Consider the following 15,390-nt stretch of genomic DNA (forward strand, 5'->3'; position numbering starts at 1 on the left):
CGATCATGATTTTTCAACGACTGATCTGGGCCGGCCTTGCCGTGGCCCTCGCCGTGGGCATCGTGCAGACCGGTGTGCAGCACCTGCAGGCCGTGCCCATCATCCTGGCCGCCGAGGTCTATGAAGACCAGAAGATCGAAGCGCCGGCCACCACCACCGAGGCCGCACCGGCCGGCCACGCCGGTCATGAGGGCCATGCCATGGCCGAGGAAGCCGAAGCGTGGGCCCCGGCCGACGGCTTCGAGCGCACCGCCTGGACCTTCGCCGCCAACGTGCTGCACGCCTTCAGCATGGCGCTGCTGGTGTTCGCCGTGATGGGCGTGGCCCTGTGGCGTGGCACCACGCTGCGCGCGCTGCCACTGGCCCTGGTGACCGCCGCCGCCGGCTGGCTGGTGTTCCACTTCTGGCCCTCGATCGGCCTGCACGCCGAGATCCCCGGCATGGACGCCGCCCGCCTGGGTTCGCGCCAGGGCTGGTGGATCCTGGCTGCCGTGAGCGCGGCGCTGGCCTGCGCCTCCGTGGCCGGCCTCAAGAGCCCCCTGCGCTGGCTGCTGGCCGCCGCGCTGCTGGCCTTGCCCTACGTGGTGGGTGCGCCGCACATCACCGCCGATCCGCTGGCCGGTTTCCAGGGCGAAGCCCAGGCCGTGCTGCGCGACCTCGGCACCCAGTTCGTCTGGGCGACCACCTGGATCTCGCTGACGTTCTGGCTCTGCATGGGCGTGGCCTCGGGCCTGGCTTTCCAGCGCTGGGTGCAGCCGGTTCTGCGCGCCACCTTCGGCGAAGCCGGCAAGCTGCCGCAGGCGGCCTGACGGGGTGGCGGACTGCCTGTCCTCGGGGACAGGCAGAATACCGCTCCCTTAAGTCGAAAGGACTATGAACATGACGACCACGACCGACCTCGCCACGCCGCAGGCCACCACCGCCGTGCGGCCCCTGCAATTCCACGCCAAACCCACGCCCCCGGCCGACGCCGGCACCGACGCCTGGCGCGTGGAAGACGTGCAGGCGCTGTTCGACCTGCCGTTCTCCGACCTGCTGCACCGCGCGCAGACCGTGCACCGCGAGCACTTCGACCCTGCCGAGGTCGAGCTCGCGACGCTGCTGTCGGTGAAGACCGGCGGTTGCCCGGAAGACTGCGGCTACTGCCCGCAGTCGGTGCATTTCGACACCGGCCTCACCGCCGGCAAGCTCATGGGCGTGGACGCGGTGCGCGAGGCCGCGCAGCGCGCCAAGCAGGCCGGCGCCACGCGCTTCTGCATGGGCGCGGCCTGGCGCGCGCCGAAAGACCGCGACGTCGATGCCGTGGCCGAACTCGTGCGCACCGTCAAGGCCGAGGGTCTGGAAGCCTGCGCCACGCTGGGCATGCTGTCCGACGGCCATGCCGAGATCCTGCGCGACGCGGGCTTGGACTACTACAACCACAACCTGGACAGCGCGCCCGACTTCTACGGCGAGATCATCACCACGCGCGACTACCAGGACCGCCTGGACACGCTGGCGCGCGTGCGCGGTGCGGGCGTGAAGGTCTGCTGCGGCGGCATCGTGGGCATGGGCGAGTCGCGCCTGCAGCGCGCCGCGCTGGTGGCCCAGCTCGCCAACCTCGCGCCCGACTACCCCGAGTCGGTGCCGATCAACCACCTGGTGAAAGTGCAGGGCACGCCGCTGGCCGACCAGCCCGACCTGGACCCGCTCGAATTCGTGCGCACCATCGCGGTGGCGCGCATCACCATGCCGCGCGCACGGGTGCGCCTGTCGGCCGGGCGCCAGCAGATGAGCGAGGCGGTGCAGGCCCTGTGTTTCCTGGCCGGTGCCAACTCCATCTTCTACGGCGAGAAGCTGCTCACCACCGGCAACCCCGACGTGGCGGCCGACATGGGCCTGCTCGCCAAGCTGGGCCTGCGGCCGCGCCACGTCTCTGCGGACTGACATGTCTCCCAACGAGACCTGGCGCCAGCGCAGCCTCGCGGCGGTGTGGCACCCCTGCACCCAGATGAAGCTGCACGCGCCCGAGGGCGCGGCCCTGCCGCTGGTGCCGGTGGCGCGGGCCGAAGGGGTCTGGCTGCACGACCACGACGGCCGTCGCTACCTCGACGCCATCAGCTCCTGGTGGGTCAACCTGTTCGGGCACAACCACCCGGCCATCCGCGCCGCGCTCACGGACCAACTGAACCGGCTGGACCACGTGATGCTGGCCGGCTTCACCCACGCGCCGGTGGTGGAGCTGTCCGAGCGCCTGTCCGCGGCCACCGGGCTGGGCCACGCCTTCTACGGCAGCGACGGCGCCAGCGCCACCGAGATCGCGCTCAAGATGAGCGCGCACCACTGGCGCAACGCAGGGCGGCCCGGCAAGAGCCGCTTCGTCGGTCTGGCGGGCGGTTACCACGGCGAGACCGTGGGGGCGCTGGCCGTGACCGACATCGCGCTCTTTCGCGAGGCCTATGCGCCGCTGGTGCGCCTGGCGGCCACGGTGCCCAGCCCCGATGCCCGCGCGGCGGCGCCCGGCGAGTCCGCCGCCGACGTGGCCGAGCGCGCCGCCAAGGCGCTGGCCGACTGGCTGGCCGAACACCATGAGGACACGGCGGCGCTGATCGTCGAGCCGCTGATCCAGTGCGCCGCCGGCATGGCGATGCACGACCCCCATTACCTACGGCGCGCGCGCGAGCTGTGCGACCGCTACGAGGTGCACCTGGTGCTGGACGAGATCGCGGTCGGCTTTGGTCGCACCGGCACGCTGTTCGCGCACCAGCAGGCCGGCATCCGCGCCGACTTCCTGTGCCTCTCCAAGGGCCTGACCGGTGGCACGCTGCCGCTCTCGGTGGTGCTCACCACCGACGAGGTCTACGCCGCCTTCTACGACGACCAGGTCGCGCGCGGTTTCCTGCATTCGCACAGCTACACCGGCAACCCGCTGGCCTGCCGCGCCGCGCTGGCCACGCTCGACCTGTTCGAGCAGACCGACGCGCTGCGGCGCAATGGGGCCACCGCCGAGCGCCTGGCCGCGCAGTTCGCGCCGCTCTCGGCGCACCCGCGCGTGCGCCACGCGCGCCGCCAGGGCATGGTCTTCGCGTGGGACGTGGCCAGCAGCCTGCCCGACTTCGGCCGCCGCTACGCCCGCCACGCGCTGGACCGGGGGCTGGTGCTGCGGCCCATCGGCGCCACGCTGTACGCCATGCCGCCCTACGTGATCGACGAAGCCGAAGGCGACTGGCTGGCCAATGGCGCGCTGGCCGCGCTGCAGGCCACGCTGGCGGAAGAAGGCGCCGGCGCGAGCCCGGCCCTGGCGGGAGGTGCGCGCGATGGCGTTTGACGGCTGCTTCGTCACCGGCACCGACACCGGCGTGGGCAAGACCCTGGTCAGCGCGGCCCTGCTGCACACGCTCGCGCGGCAGCACCGCCGCGTGGTCGGCATGAAGCCGGTGGCGGCGGGGCTGATCGCGCACCAGGGGCAATGGGTGAGCGAAGACGTGCTGGCCTTGCGCGCGGCGTCCACGGTGGGGGTGCCGGCCGAGCTCGACAACCCGGTGGCCTTGCCCGATGCCATGGCGCCCCACCTCGCGGCCGAGCGCGCGGGCCGCACCGTGACCGTGGCCGAGCTGCTGGCCGCGCACCGCGCGCTGCGTGCGCAGGCCGACGTGGTGGTGGTCGAAGGCGCGGGTGGCTGGCGCGTGCCGGTCAACGATGACGAGACCCTGGCCGACCTCGCGCGCGCCATCGGTGCGCCGGTGGTGCTGGTGGTGGGCCTGCGGCTGGGTTGCCTGAACCACGCGCTGCTCACGGCCGAGGCCATCCGCGCCGACGGCCTCACCCTGGCGGGCTGGGTGGCCAACGCCATCGACCCCGACATGCCTTGCCGCGAAGAGAACATCGAGACGCTGCGCCGCTGGCTGCCGGCACCGCTGCTGGGCCGCGTGCCCTGGCAGGCCACCGCCCCGAAGGCCCATGACATCGCGCTGGAGTTGCCCCATGACCTGGTTGGATGAATTCGATGACCGACTGGCCGCGCTGGACGCGCAGTCGCTGCGCCGCCGCCGCCGAGAGGTGGTGCCGGCGCCCGGCGCGCGCCTGTGGGTGGACGGTGAATCGCTGCTGGCTTTCTGCAGCAACGACTACCTCGGCCTGGCGCAGGACCCGCTGCTGCGCGAGGCGGTGCACGCCGCCGTGGACCGCTACGGTGTCGGGTCCGGCGCCTCGCCCATGGTCAGCGGCCACAGCGCGGCCAACGCGGCGCTGGAGCGCGAACTCGCCCAGGCCGTGGGCCTGCCGCGCGCGCTCTATTTCTACGCCGGCTACGCCACCAACGCCAGCATCGTGCCGGCCCTGGTGGGCGAGGGCGATGCGCTGTTCTCGGACGCGCTGAACCACGCCTGCCTGATCGACGGCGCGCGCCTGTCCCGCGCCACGGTGCACCGCTACCGCCATGCCGACCTGCCGCAGCTTGACGCGCTGCTGGCGGCCAGCCCGGCGCGGCGCAAGCTGGTGATCAGCGACGCGGTGTTCAGCATGGACGGCGACGTCGCCGACATCGCGGCGCTGCACGCGCTGTGCGAACGGCACGATGCGCTGCTGCTGCTGGACGATGCACACGGCTTCGGCGTGCTCGGGCCGCAGGGGCGCGGCGCCCTGGCCGCCGCCGGCCTGAGCGGCCCGCAGGCCTCGCCGCGCGTGATCTACATGGCCACGCTGGGCAAGGCCCTGGGCGTGGCCGGCGCCTTCGTGGCCGGCCCCGAGCGCCTGGTGGAGTGGCTGCTGCAGAAAACCCGCAGCTACACCTACGCGACCGCCGCGCCCGCGCTGCTGGCCGAGGCGGTGCGCGCGGGCCTGCGCTGCGTGCTCGGGCCCGACGGCGAGCGCCGCCGGCGGCACCTGCAGGCCCTGATCGCGCAGCTGCGCGAGGGCCTGGCACCCGGGGCCGATGCCGCGCTCGACGCGGCCGGCTGGGCCCTGATGCCCTCGGCCACCGCGATCCAGCCGCTGGTGATCGGCGACAACGCCGCCGCGCTGGCGGTGATGGCCGTGCTGCGCGAACAAGGCCTGTGGGTGCCCGCGATCCGCCCGCCCACGGTGCCGGCGGGCACCGCGCGCCTGCGCATCGCGCTCTCGGCCGCGCACCAGCCGGCGGACATCGAGGCGCTGCTGCAGGCCCTGCGGATCGCGGCGGCCAGCACGGTGGCACAACCGGCATGAGCTTTTTGATGGACCTTCACCTCGTGCTGGCACCGGTCGCCGTGCTGCTGGCCCTGCTCGTGGACCGGTGCTGGGGCGAGCCGCCCGCGCGCTGGCACCCGGTGGTGGGGATGGGGCGTTACCTGGGGTGGCTGGGCCCGCGCGTCGCGCCGGCCTGGGGCGCGCCCGCCGGCACGGTGCGGCCATTCGTGCTCGGTGCGCTGGCCTGGATGGCTGGCGCGCTGCTGGTGGTCGCCATCGCCTTCGCGCTGATGCGGCTCATGAGCGCTTGGCCGGTGTGGCTGCAAGCCCTCGCCACGGGGCTGTTGCTCAAGCCGCTGCTCGCTTGGCGCATGCTGCGCGACGAAGTGGTCGCGGTCGAAGGGGCGCTGGGTGAATCCCTGGCGGCCGGGCGCGAGCGCCTGGGCTGGCTGGTGAGCCGCGACGTGGCCGCGCTGGACGAGGCGCAGGTGCGCGAAAGCGCCATCGAATCGCTGGCCGAGAACCTCAACGATTCGGTGGTCGCGCCGCTGTTCTGGTTCGCCGTCGCCGGCCTGCCGGGCGCGGTGCTCTACCGCTTCGCCAACACCGCCGACGCCATGTGGGGCTACCGGGGCGAGCGCCAGGGCCGCGACTGGACCTGGGCCGGAAAATGGGCGGCGCGCGCCGACGACGTGCTCTCGTGGTTGCCCGCGCGCCTCACCGGAGTTCTGCTGGGCTTTCTGGGCGCTTTCCGGGGCTGGCGCGCAATGCCGGCGCAGGCGCGCCGCACACCGTCGCCCAACAGCGGCTGGCCCATGGCCGCGATGGCGCTCGCGCTGAATGTGCGCCTGGGCAAACCGGGTGTCTATGAGTTGAATGCCGAGGGCCGCAGCCCTCAGGCCACCGATACCGCGCGCGCCCTGCAACTGGCGGGCGGGGTGGTACAAGCGTTGGCGGGCGGGGCCGTGTTGTGGGCCGCGTTCGCCTGGAGGAACATCGCATGACGCACGCACAGTCGACTTTCCACGGAGGCCCCGATGCGCTGGGCGTGCCGACCTGGGATTTCTCCACCAACGCCAACGCCTGCGGGCCTTGTCCGCAGGTGCTCGCGGCCGTGCAGCAGGCCGATGCGCGGCACTACCCCGACCCGACCTACACCGCGTTGCGCGCCGCGCTTGCGGCCTTGCACCTGGTGGACGCCGATCGCATCGTGATCGCCGGCAGCGCGAGCGAATTCATCGGCCGCATCACCGCCTGGGTGGCGCGCGAAGGCGGCCGGCGCGTCTGGCTGCCCGCGCTCGCCTACGGCGACTACGCGCGCGCGGCCAGCGCCTGGCGCCTGGAGCGCACGCCGGACCCGACCCGGGCGGATCTGGCCTGGCTGTGCGAGCCCGGCAGCCCGCTGGGCCAGGCCGAGCCCCAGGCGCGCGCGGTGGCGTCATCGGGCGCGCTGGTGGTGCTGGACCGCGCCTACGAACCGCTGCGCCTCGGTGGGCAGTGCAGCCTCGACGCGGCGGCGCTGGACCGCGTCTGGCAGCTCTGGACACCCAACAAGGCGCTGGGCCTCACCGGCGTGCGGGGCAGCTACGCCATCGCCCCGGTGGGCGGGGAGTGCGTGGCGCGCTCGCTCGATCAGCTTGCTCCTTCCTGGCCGCTGGGCGCGCACGCCGTGGCCATGCTCGATGCCTGGGCATCGCCCGCCGCGCAGTCCTGGGTGCTGCAAAGCCTGCCGACGCTGACCCGCTGGACCCGCGAACTGCGGGCCTTGCTGGTGCGGCGGGGCTGGATGGTGCGGCCCAGCGATGCACCGTATTTCTGCGCCATGCCGCCGCAGGCGCTGGACGTGTCGGCGTTGCGCGCGCAAGGCATCAAGCTGCGCGACGCCAGCTCGTTCGGCTTGCCCGGGCAGTGGCGCCTGGGCGCCCGTTCGCCCGAGGCGCAGGCCGCGTTGCGCGCGGCCCTGCTGGCGCACGAGGAGCGCGTGGCATGACGGCGCGTTGCGTGATGGTGCTGGGCACGACCAGCGGCGCGGGCAAGAGCTGGCTCACCACGGCGCTGTGCCGGCACTATGCGCGCCAGGGGCTCAAGGTCGCTCCGTTCAAGGCGCAGAACATGAGCAACAACGCCCGGGTGGTCGAAGGCGGGGAGATCGGCTCGGCGCAGTACTTCCAGTCGCTCGCCGCGCGCGCCGAGCCCGAGGTGCGCATGAACCCGCTGCTGCTCAAGCCCGAGGCCGACACGCGCAGCCAGGTGGTGCTGATGGGGCAGGTGAACGAGACCCTCTCCAACCTGCCCTGGCGCGGGCGCAGCCTGCAGGTGTGGCCGCAGATCGCCGCCGCGCTGGACGCGCTGCGCGCGGAGAACGACGTGGTGGTGATCGAAGGCGCGGGTTCACCGGCCGAGATCAACCTGCACGCCAGCGACATCGTGAACATGCGCGTGGCCCTGCACGCGCAGGCGCGCTGCCTGCTCGTGACCGACATCGATCGCGGCGGCGCCTTCGCCCACCTGTACGGCACCTGGGCCTTGCTGCCGCCCGAGGAGCGCGCGCTGATCCACGGTTTCGTGCTCAACAAGTTCCGGGGCGACGCCAGCCTGCTGGCCCCCGCGCCGCAGCAGCTGCACGAGCTCACCGGCGTGCCCACGGTGGCGGTGCTGCCCATGTGGTGGCAGCACGGCCTGCCGGAGGAAGACGGCGTGTTTGACGACCGCACGCGCGCCTCGGGCGCCGTGAGCCGGACCGTGGCGGTGATCGCCTACCCGCGCATCAGCAACCTCGACGAATTCCAGCCGCTCAAGAACGTGCCCGGTGTGCGCCTGGTGTGGGCGCGCGCGCCGGCCGATTGCGCCGGGGCCGACTGGATCGTGCTGCCCGGCAGCAAGGCCACCGCATCCGATCTCGCGTGGCTGCGATCGCAGGGGCTGGACCGTGCCATTGCGGCGCATGCCGCGCAGGGCGGGGCGGTGCTGGGCGTGTGCGGCGGTCTGCAGATGCTGGGCGAGGCGCTGATCGACACCCACGGCATCGACGGCAACGCGCCCGGCCTGGGCCTGCTGCCGCTGGTGACGCAGTTCGAGCCGCAGAAGACCGTTCGCCACACCCGGACCCGCTTCGGCCGCCTCACCGGCGCGTGGGCCGCGCTCTCGGGCGTGGATGCGGCCGGCTACGAGATCCACCATGGCCAGACGCTGCCGCACGCGGCCATGGCCGCGGCCGGCGACGTGGCGCGCGAGGCGCTGCCCGACGGCCTGGGCTGGCAGAACGCGCAGGGCAACGTGCTCGGCGTCTACCTGCACGGCCTGTTTGAAGACCCGCGCGTGCTGCACGCGCTGTTCGGCGCCACCGTGCCCACGCTGGAGACCGTGTTCGACGGCCTGGCCGATTTCCTCCAAACCCACGTCGAGTCCGGCGTGCTCGATCAACTCATCGGGAACTGACATGAACCCCATCACCGACATCACCCAAGCCGACCTCGCGCAGCAACTGCAGCGCGCGCTGGACAACAAGACCAAGCCCGTGGGCTCGCTGGGCCGCCTCGAAGCCCTGGCGCAGCGCATCGGCCTGATCCTGGGCACCGAGCGGCCCGAGCTGCGCGCGCCGCAGATGCTGGTGTGCGCGGCCGACCATGGCCTGGCCGCGCGCGGCGTCTCGGCCTTCCCGAGCGACGTGACCTGGCAGATGGTCGAGAACTTCCTGGCCGGCGGTGCGGCGGTGAGCGTGCTGGCGCGCCAGCACGGCATCGGCCTGAACGTGGTGGACTGCGGCGTGCGGCACGACTTCGCGCAGCGCGAGGGCCTGTTCATCCGCAAGGTCGCGCCCGGCACGGCCGACGCGCTCGAAGGCCCGGCCATGAGCGCGGCCCAATGCGCGCAGGCGATCGACAACGGGCGCGAGGTGCTGCGCGGCCTGCCGGGCAACGCGCTGCTGCTGGGCGAGATGGGCATCGGCAACACCTCGGCGGCGTCGATGCTGCTCGCGCGCCTGGCCGGGCTGGACGTGGCCGACGTCACCGGCGCCGGTACCGGCCTGGACGCGGCGGCGGTGCAGCGCAAGATCGGCATCCTGCGCGAGGTGCTGGCGCGCCATGCCGACGCCACCGCGCCGCTGGCCGCGCTGGCAGCCTTCGGCGGTTTCGAGATCGCCACGCTCACCGGTGCGGTGTTGCAGGCCGCCGAAGAGCGGCGCGTGATCCTGGTCGACGGCTTCATCGCCACCTCCGCCGTGCTGGTGGCCGCGCACCTGCAACCGAACGTGCTGCAGCGCTGCGTGTTCGCGCACTGCTCGGGCGAGCGCGGCCATGCGCTGATGCTCGCGCACCTCAAGGCCGTGCCGCTGCTCGACCTGGGCCTGCGCCTGGGCGAAGGCTCGGGTGCCGCGCTGGCCTGGCCCCTGCTCGTGAGCGCCTGCGCGCTGCTGCGCGAGATGGCCAGCTTCGAATCGGCCGGCGTTTCGCGCCAGGACGAGACCGCCCCCGCGCGCCACTGAGATGAGCGCCTTCGCCCGCCACTTCCTGCTGGCCCTGCAGTTCTTCACCCGCATTCCGGTGACGGGGCGGCTGGCCGCCTGGGTGGGCTTCAGCCCCGCCATGCTGCGCGCGAGCGCGGCGCATTTTCCCGGCGTGGGCTGGGTGGTGGGCGGGCTTGCGGCGGCGGTGCTGTGGGGCCTGCTCGCGCTGCTGCCGCCGGTGCCCGCCGCGCTGTGGGTGGCGGTGGTGCTGAGCACGGTGTTCAGCGTGATGCTCACCGGGGCTTTCCATGAGGACGGCCTGGCGGACCTGGCCGACGGCCTGGGCGGCAGCGCGCAGCGCGAGCGCGCGCTGGAGATCATGAAGGACTCGCGCATCGGCAGCTACGGCGCCATCGCGCTGGTGCTGGTGCTGCTCACCAAGGTGGCGCTGCTCGCGCTGCTGGCGCAGGGCAGCGGGTGGCTGGCGGTGGTGGCGCTGTTCGCCGCGCACGTGACCTCGCGCACCTTGCCCCTGCTGATCATCCGCACGCTGCCGCACGTGGGGGACACGCCGCAGTCCAAGAGCAAGCCGCTGGCCGAGAGCCTGTCCAACGCCGGCCTGATCGCCGGCCTGGTCTGGTGGGCGCTGGCGATGGCGCTGGCGGGGTGGCTGCTGCCCGGCGCGCCCTGGTGGGCTGCGGTGCTGGGCGCGCTGGTCGGCCTGGCCTGGATGTGGCGCCTGCTGCACCGCCGGCTGCAGGGCTTCACCGGCGACGGCCTGGGCGCCACGCAGCAGGTGGGCGAAGTGGGTTTCTACCTGGGGCTGGCCTTGGCGCTGCCGGTGCTCGCATGAAGCTCTGGTTGCTGCGGCACGCGCCGGTGATGCTGGGGCCGGGCCTGTGTTACGGGTCGAGCGATGTGCCGGCGCATGCCGCGCTCACCAGCGAGGCCGCGCTGGCGATCTCGCCCCTGCTGCCGCCGGGCACGCCGGTGTGGGTGTCGGGCCTGTTGCGTGCGCAGCAGCTCGCCGCCGCGCTGCAGGCCGAGCGCAGCGACTTCGGTGCCGTTCGCATCGACACCCGGCTCAACGAGATGGACTTCGGTGTCTGGGAGCTGCAGCGCTGGGACGCCGTGCCGCCCGAGGCCTTCGATGCCTGGATGGCCGATTTCGCGCACCACCGCTTCGGCGGGGCCGAGAGCACGCAGATGCTGCTCTACCGCGTGGCCGCCGCGCTGGGCGAGCTGCGGCCCGCCACCAGCACCGACGTGCTCTGGATCACCCACGCCGGTGTGATCCGCGCGGTGCGGCACATCCTGGACAGCGGCGGTGTGCACATCCGCGAAGCGGCCGAGTGGCCCAAGGACGCGCCCGAGCCGGGCGGGTGGGTGACGGTCGAGCTCTGAGCGCCCGACGCGCGGCTCACAGCCCGAGCCAGCCCAGCAGCTCGCGCAGCTTCTTCTCGGTGCCGGTGTCGAAGGCCTGGATGCCCACGCTCTTGAGCACGCCCTGGCCGGCTTCGCTCTCGGGCAGGGCAAGCAAGGCCTTCTGCATGGCGTCGATCTGGGCCGGGGTGAAATCGCGGTCCACGATCAGCGGAAAGTAGGGCTGCGACACGCTGGTGTGCAACACGCGGTGGCCGCTCTTGTCCAGCGACTTGGCCACCCCCGAGTACGAGGCCACGCCGCCCACGTCGGCGAACTTGTTGGTGAGGTAGAACGGCACCGCGCCCTGTTCGCGCACGCGCTGCACGTTTTCCTTGCCGATGTCGATGCCCGCGTCGCGCAGGGCCGAGGCGCAGAACTTGGCCATGTAGGCGGCCGGTTCGGGCAGCACCAGGCGCTTGCCCTTGATGTCGGCCAGCGTCTTGTACGCCGACTCCTTGGGCACGACGATCAGGCACTGCCCGTCGGGCTTGGCCGAGGCCACGTAGCGGTAGCCGTAGTCGCGCATGCCGCGCGCGGGGAAGTCGCTCGGGCGCGCCATGGCCAGGGCGAAGCGCCGCTCTTTCATGCCTTCCTCGAGCGAGGAGAACTCGCGGATGAACACCACGTTCACCTTCTGGTTGATGCTCTTGCCGATGGCATCGGCCAGGCCCTGGTACTTGGCGATCACGCGCGCGTGGTCGGTGCCGCCGGATGTGCCTTCGCTGATGGCGAGGATGAGGTCCTTGGCCTGGGCCGTGCCGGCGCAGAGCGACAGGGCCAGCGCGGTGCTTGCAAACAGTGTTTTCATTCTGAGGGTCCCCCGGGTGGAAGCCGCCATCCTAGATGCACCAAAGGTGTGCACTCCCGCGCGCGGCGACGAACGTGGGTTTCCACGCGCCTGGAGGCAGGCGGGTGGCCTGCTCAGAGCGAGGGGGTTTTGTCCTTGAAATCGCAGCAGCTGATCACCGCGCAGCGCGGGCACAGCGGCTTGCGCGCCTGGCACACATAGCGCCCGTGCAGGATCAGCCAGTGGTGCGAGTCCACCGCGTAGGCGGGCGGCACGCGCTTGAGCAACTGCAGTTCCACCGCCAGCGGCGTCTTGCCCGGCGCCAGGCCGGTGCGGTTGCTCACGCGGAAGATGTGCGTGTCCACCGCCATGGTGGGCTCGCCGAAGGCCACGTTGAGCACCACGTTGGCGGTCTTTCGGCCCACGCCGGGCAGGGCTTCGAGCGCCTCGCGCGTGCCGGGCACCTCGCCGCCGTGCTGTTCCACCAGCATGCGGCAGGTCTGCATCAGGTGTTTGGCCTTGCTGCGGTACAGGCCGATGGTCTTGATGTAGCCCTCCAGCCCTTCCAGCCCGAGGTCGAGGATGGCCTGCGGCGTGTTCGCCACCGGGAACAGCTTGCGCGTGGCCTTGTTGACGCCCACATCGGTCGCCTGCGCCGAGAGCAGCACGGCGGCGAGCAGCTCGAACACGCTGGTGTATTCCAGCTCGGTCTGCGGGGTGGGGTTGGCGGCCTGGAGCGTGGCGAAAAAAGCTTCGATCTGGGTGGGCGTCATGGGCTGGGATTCTCGCTCAGGCGCGCTCGGCCTCGGCGCGCAGCCAGTTCGCGAAGTCCAGTGCGTCGGGGTTGTCGTGCGCGTGCGCCGCCACCTCCACGTAGTAGCCCCGGCGCGTGGCCGCGCCGCCGCTGCGAAAGGGCGCGACCAGCTTGCGCTCGTCCACCAGCGACTGCAGCAGCGGCAGCCGGCCGATCACCACGCCTTGCCCGGCCACGGCGGCGGCCACCGCGTCGGCGTACTGGGTGAAGTGCATGGTGTTCTTCATGCGCATGTCCTGCAGGCCCATCACCTGGAGCCAGGGGTCCCAGTCGGAGGTGAGGGCGTGGCCCGCCGGTTTCTCCACGGTCAGCAGGGTGTGGCGGGCCAGGTCGGCGGGCTGGCGCAGCGGGGCGGCCTTGTCGCGCAACAGGCTCGGGGCGCACAAGGGCTGCAGCACCTCCTCGAACAGCGCCTGGCCGTGCCCGATGCTGGAGGGCACGAAGCGCACCGCCACGTCGAGCCGGTGGCGCTCCAGGTCCATGATCTCCATGGACGCGGAGATGCGCACGTCCACCTGCGGGTGGGTGGCCGCGAATCGCGAGAGGCGGGGGATGAGCCAGAGCGAGGCGAAGCCGTGCGTGCAGGTCATGGCGACCTGGCGCAGGCGCGGGCCGGGGCGCACGCGCGCCGAGGCGTCGCGCAGCCGCTCCAGCGCGTCGCGCGTGGCCCGCTGCATCACCTCGCCGGCCTCGGTCAGCACCAGGGCGCGGTGCCGCCGCTCGAACAGCGGCGTGCCCAGGCTGTCTTCCAGCAGCTGGATCTGCCGGCTCACGGCCGATTGCGTGAGGTTGAGTTCCTGCGCGGCCAGCGTGAAGCTCAGCGTGCGCGCCGCCGCGTCGAAGCAGGGCAGCAGGTCCAGCCGCAGCATCTGCGAGCGCGGGAGCGACTCGATGACGGGTTTCACATTCTTGAATGGCATGCGAAGCATTTGAAATGAGCGTTTGTGCAGTATAGGACGGCTCCGTACATTCATGCACATCCCTGATGCGAAAGGAGCGTTCCATGACAGCCGACACCTTGACCGTGGACCTGAACATGCCCCACCGGGCGGTGAAGGCCATTCCCTCGGGCGCCTTGCGCCTGGTCTGCCGCGAAGGCAGCGTCTGGATCACGCTGGACCACGACCAGCAGGACGTGATCCTCAACGCGGGCGATGCCTTCGTCACCCAGCCCCACCACCGCGTGATCGCCTACGCCCTGCAGACCGCGGTGCTGCGGCTGGAGCCGCTGCCCTGCGCGCGGCGCGCCACCGCCTCGCGCTGGAACTGGCTGCCCCGGCGCCGGGCGCGCGGTCTGGCCACCGCCTGAAAGAGGCCTTGTCCGGCGCCCCACGCCGGTGCGCGAGAATGGAGGCCGTTGTCCATCACGACCTCCTGGAAACCGCCACCATGCCCTTCACCATTCCCTTCGCCGACCGCCTCAACAACGTCGAAACCTCCGCCATCCGCGAACTCTTCAAGCTGCTGGGCAAGCCCGGCATCATCAGTTTTGCCGGCGGCTTTCCCGACAGCGCGATGTTCGACGTGGACGGCATCCGCGAAGCGGTGAACGCGGCGCTGACCGAAGAGGCCGGCGGTGCGCTGCAATACGGCGCCACCGAGGGCTACCAGCCCCTGCGCGAACAGCTCGCCGCCTTCATGGCCAGCAAGGGCGCGAAGGACGTGGGCGCGAACGACCTCATCGTCACCACCGGCAGCCAGCAGGGCCTGGACCTGCTGGGCAAGACGCTGGTCTCGCCCGGCGACAAGGTCATCGTCGAAGGCCCGACCTTCCTGGCCACCATCCAGTGCTTCCGCCTCTACGGCGCCGAGCTCATCAGCGCGCCGGTGGACGGCGACGGCGTGAAGACCGACGAGCTGGAAAAGCTCATCGCCGAACACAAGCCCAAGTTCGTCTACCTGATCCCCACCTTCGGCAACCCCAGCGGCGGCCTGCTCAGCCTGGAGCGTCGCAAGCGGGTGCTGGAGATGGCGGTGAAGCACGACACGCTGATCGTGGAAGACGACCCCTACGGCGACCTCTACTTCGGCGCGGCGCCGCCGCCCAGCCTGCTCGCGCTCAGCCCCAGCGTGCCCGGCAGCCGCGAGCGCCTGGTGCACTGCGGTTCCCTGAGCAAGGTGCTCAGCCCCGGCCTGCGCGTGGGCTGGATGGTGGGCCCGGCCGAGCTGCTGGCCAAGGCCACCATGTGCAAGCAGTTCAGCGACGCCCACACCAGCACCTTCGCCCAGGCCACCGCCGCGCAATACCTCAAGGCCGGCCGCATGCCCGCCACGCTGGACAAGGTGCGCAAGGTCTACGCCGAGCGCGCCACCACCATGGGCAACGCCCTGCGCCGCGAGCTGGGCGACGCGATCAGCTTCGTGCAACCGCAGGGCGGTCTGTTCGTCTGGGCCAGCCTCACGGGGGCCGGCGGCAAGGTGAAGGACGGTGGTGAGCTGGCCAAACGCGCGATCGAAAAAGGCGTGGCCTTCGTGCCTGGCGCGCCCTTCTTTGCACGCAACCCCGACCACGCGACCCTGCGCCTGTCCTTCGCCACCGTGGGGCTGGAGAAGATCGAGGAAGGGATCGGGCGCCTGGGGCAGGCGGTCTGATTCCCCGGGGTCAACCTGTCAGACCCTCTTGAAGGGTCTCCCACGCCTTGGCTGGACAGGGTTTGGGCTTTCATATACTGTACGGAGATACAGTATTTTGAGGCCGCCCATTTTCCTCGTGCGCCCACCCCAGCCATGTTGCCCGCCGTTTCCTGGCAGGAGGACCACCCGTCCCCGGCC

General features: G+C 71.9%; 16 protein-coding genes. 13 read left to right on the forward strand and 3 right to left on the reverse strand.

What is annotated here, in order from left to right:
* Positions 1 to 5: 5 nt before the first annotated feature.
* The 11 genes from AC07ZS_RS13765 (at position 6) to AC07ZS_RS13815 (ending at position 10,996) form a co-directional block, all read left to right on the forward strand.
* Complete coding sequence (locus tag AC07ZS_RS13765) at positions 6 to 809, forward strand: CbtA family protein (RefSeq protein WP_494799105.1); 804 nt, start codon at positions 6 to 8, stop codon at positions 807 to 809.
* A gap of 70 nt (positions 810 to 879) precedes the next feature.
* On the forward strand, positions 880 to 1,926 hold the full coding sequence (gene bioB, locus AC07ZS_RS13770; protein WP_494799106.1) for a biotin synthase BioB: 1,047 nt from the start codon (positions 880 to 882) through the stop codon (positions 1,924 to 1,926).
* Position 1,927: 1 nt separating this feature from the next.
* On the forward strand, positions 1,928 to 3,307 hold the full coding sequence (locus AC07ZS_RS13775) for an adenosylmethionine--8-amino-7-oxononanoate transaminase (protein ID WP_494799107.1): 1,380 nt from the start codon (positions 1,928 to 1,930) through the stop codon (positions 3,305 to 3,307).
* On the forward strand, positions 3,297 to 3,980 hold the full coding sequence (gene bioD, locus AC07ZS_RS13780; RefSeq protein WP_494799108.1) for a dethiobiotin synthase: 684 nt from the start codon (positions 3,297 to 3,299) through the stop codon (positions 3,978 to 3,980). Before AC07ZS_RS13775 ends, bioD begins: the two co-directional genes overlap by 11 nt.
* Entirely contained in the window at positions 3,964 to 5,184 is a 1,221-nt protein-coding gene (gene bioF / locus AC07ZS_RS13785) for an 8-amino-7-oxononanoate synthase (RefSeq protein WP_494799109.1), read from the forward strand. The genes bioD and bioF overlap by 17 nt, the downstream gene beginning before the upstream one ends.
* Before the next feature lie 8 nt (positions 5,185 to 5,192).
* The gene (gene cbiB, locus AC07ZS_RS13790) at positions 5,193 to 6,149 is read left to right on the forward strand and encodes an adenosylcobinamide-phosphate synthase CbiB (protein WP_494799110.1); all 957 of its coding nucleotides are present in this window, start codon (positions 5,193 to 5,195) and stop codon (positions 6,147 to 6,149) included.
* Positions 6,146 to 7,135 carry an aminotransferase class I/II-fold pyridoxal phosphate-dependent enzyme gene (locus AC07ZS_RS13795; RefSeq protein WP_494799111.1) on the forward strand — a complete coding sequence of 330 codons (990 nt, stop codon included), beginning with the start codon at positions 6,146 to 6,148 and terminating at the stop codon, positions 7,133 to 7,135. Before cbiB ends, AC07ZS_RS13795 begins: the two co-directional genes overlap by 4 nt.
* Complete coding sequence (locus tag AC07ZS_RS13800) at positions 7,132 to 8,583, forward strand: cobyric acid synthase (RefSeq protein WP_494799112.1); 1,452 nt, start codon at positions 7,132 to 7,134, stop codon at positions 8,581 to 8,583. The genes AC07ZS_RS13795 and AC07ZS_RS13800 overlap by 4 nt, the downstream gene beginning before the upstream one ends.
* 1 nt (position 8,584) lies before the next feature.
* Entirely contained in the window at positions 8,585 to 9,631 is a 1,047-nt protein-coding gene (gene cobT / locus AC07ZS_RS13805; RefSeq protein ID WP_494799113.1) for a nicotinate-nucleotide--dimethylbenzimidazole phosphoribosyltransferase, read from the forward strand.
* Position 9,632: 1 nt separating this feature from the next.
* Positions 9,633 to 10,445, forward strand: a complete 813-nt coding sequence (locus AC07ZS_RS13810) for an adenosylcobinamide-GDP ribazoletransferase (RefSeq protein WP_494799114.1) — start codon at positions 9,633 to 9,635, stop codon at positions 10,443 to 10,445.
* Positions 10,442 to 10,996 (forward strand): histidine phosphatase family protein, encoded by a 555-nt coding sequence (locus tag AC07ZS_RS13815; protein ID WP_494799115.1) that lies wholly within the window; start codon positions 10,442 to 10,444, stop codon positions 10,994 to 10,996. Before AC07ZS_RS13810 ends, AC07ZS_RS13815 begins: the two co-directional genes overlap by 4 nt.
* A gap of 16 nt (positions 10,997 to 11,012) precedes the next feature.
* Here AC07ZS_RS13815 and AC07ZS_RS13820 read toward each other — a convergent pair whose 3' ends face one another.
* From AC07ZS_RS13820 to AC07ZS_RS13830, 3 genes are all read right to left on the reverse strand, one after another.
* Positions 11,013 to 11,825, reverse strand: a complete 813-nt coding sequence (locus tag AC07ZS_RS13820) for a phosphate/phosphite/phosphonate ABC transporter substrate-binding protein (RefSeq protein ID WP_494799116.1) — start codon at positions 11,823 to 11,825, stop codon at positions 11,013 to 11,015.
* Positions 11,826 to 11,938: 113 nt separating this feature from the next.
* Complete coding sequence (nth, locus tag AC07ZS_RS13825; protein ID WP_494799117.1) at positions 11,939 to 12,577, reverse strand: endonuclease III; 639 nt, start codon at positions 12,575 to 12,577, stop codon at positions 11,939 to 11,941.
* Between the two features lie 16 nt (positions 12,578 to 12,593).
* Positions 12,594 to 13,538, reverse strand: a complete 945-nt coding sequence (locus tag AC07ZS_RS13830; RefSeq protein ID WP_494799118.1) for a LysR substrate-binding domain-containing protein — start codon at positions 13,536 to 13,538, stop codon at positions 12,594 to 12,596.
* 83 nt (positions 13,539 to 13,621) lie between these two features.
* Between AC07ZS_RS13830 and AC07ZS_RS13835 the strand changes: the two genes are divergently transcribed.
* Positions 13,622 to 13,927, forward strand: a complete 306-nt coding sequence (locus tag AC07ZS_RS13835) for a DUF2917 domain-containing protein (protein WP_494799119.1) — start codon at positions 13,622 to 13,624, stop codon at positions 13,925 to 13,927.
* Positions 13,928 to 14,019: 92 nt separating this feature from the next.
* Positions 14,020 to 15,210 (forward strand): aminotransferase-like domain-containing protein, encoded by a 1,191-nt coding sequence (locus AC07ZS_RS13840; RefSeq protein WP_494799120.1) that lies wholly within the window; start codon positions 14,020 to 14,022, stop codon positions 15,208 to 15,210.
* Positions 15,211 to 15,390 lie beyond the last annotated feature (180 nt).

The organism is Hydrogenophaga sp. GW456-12-10-14-TSB4 (assembly GCF_059424305.1).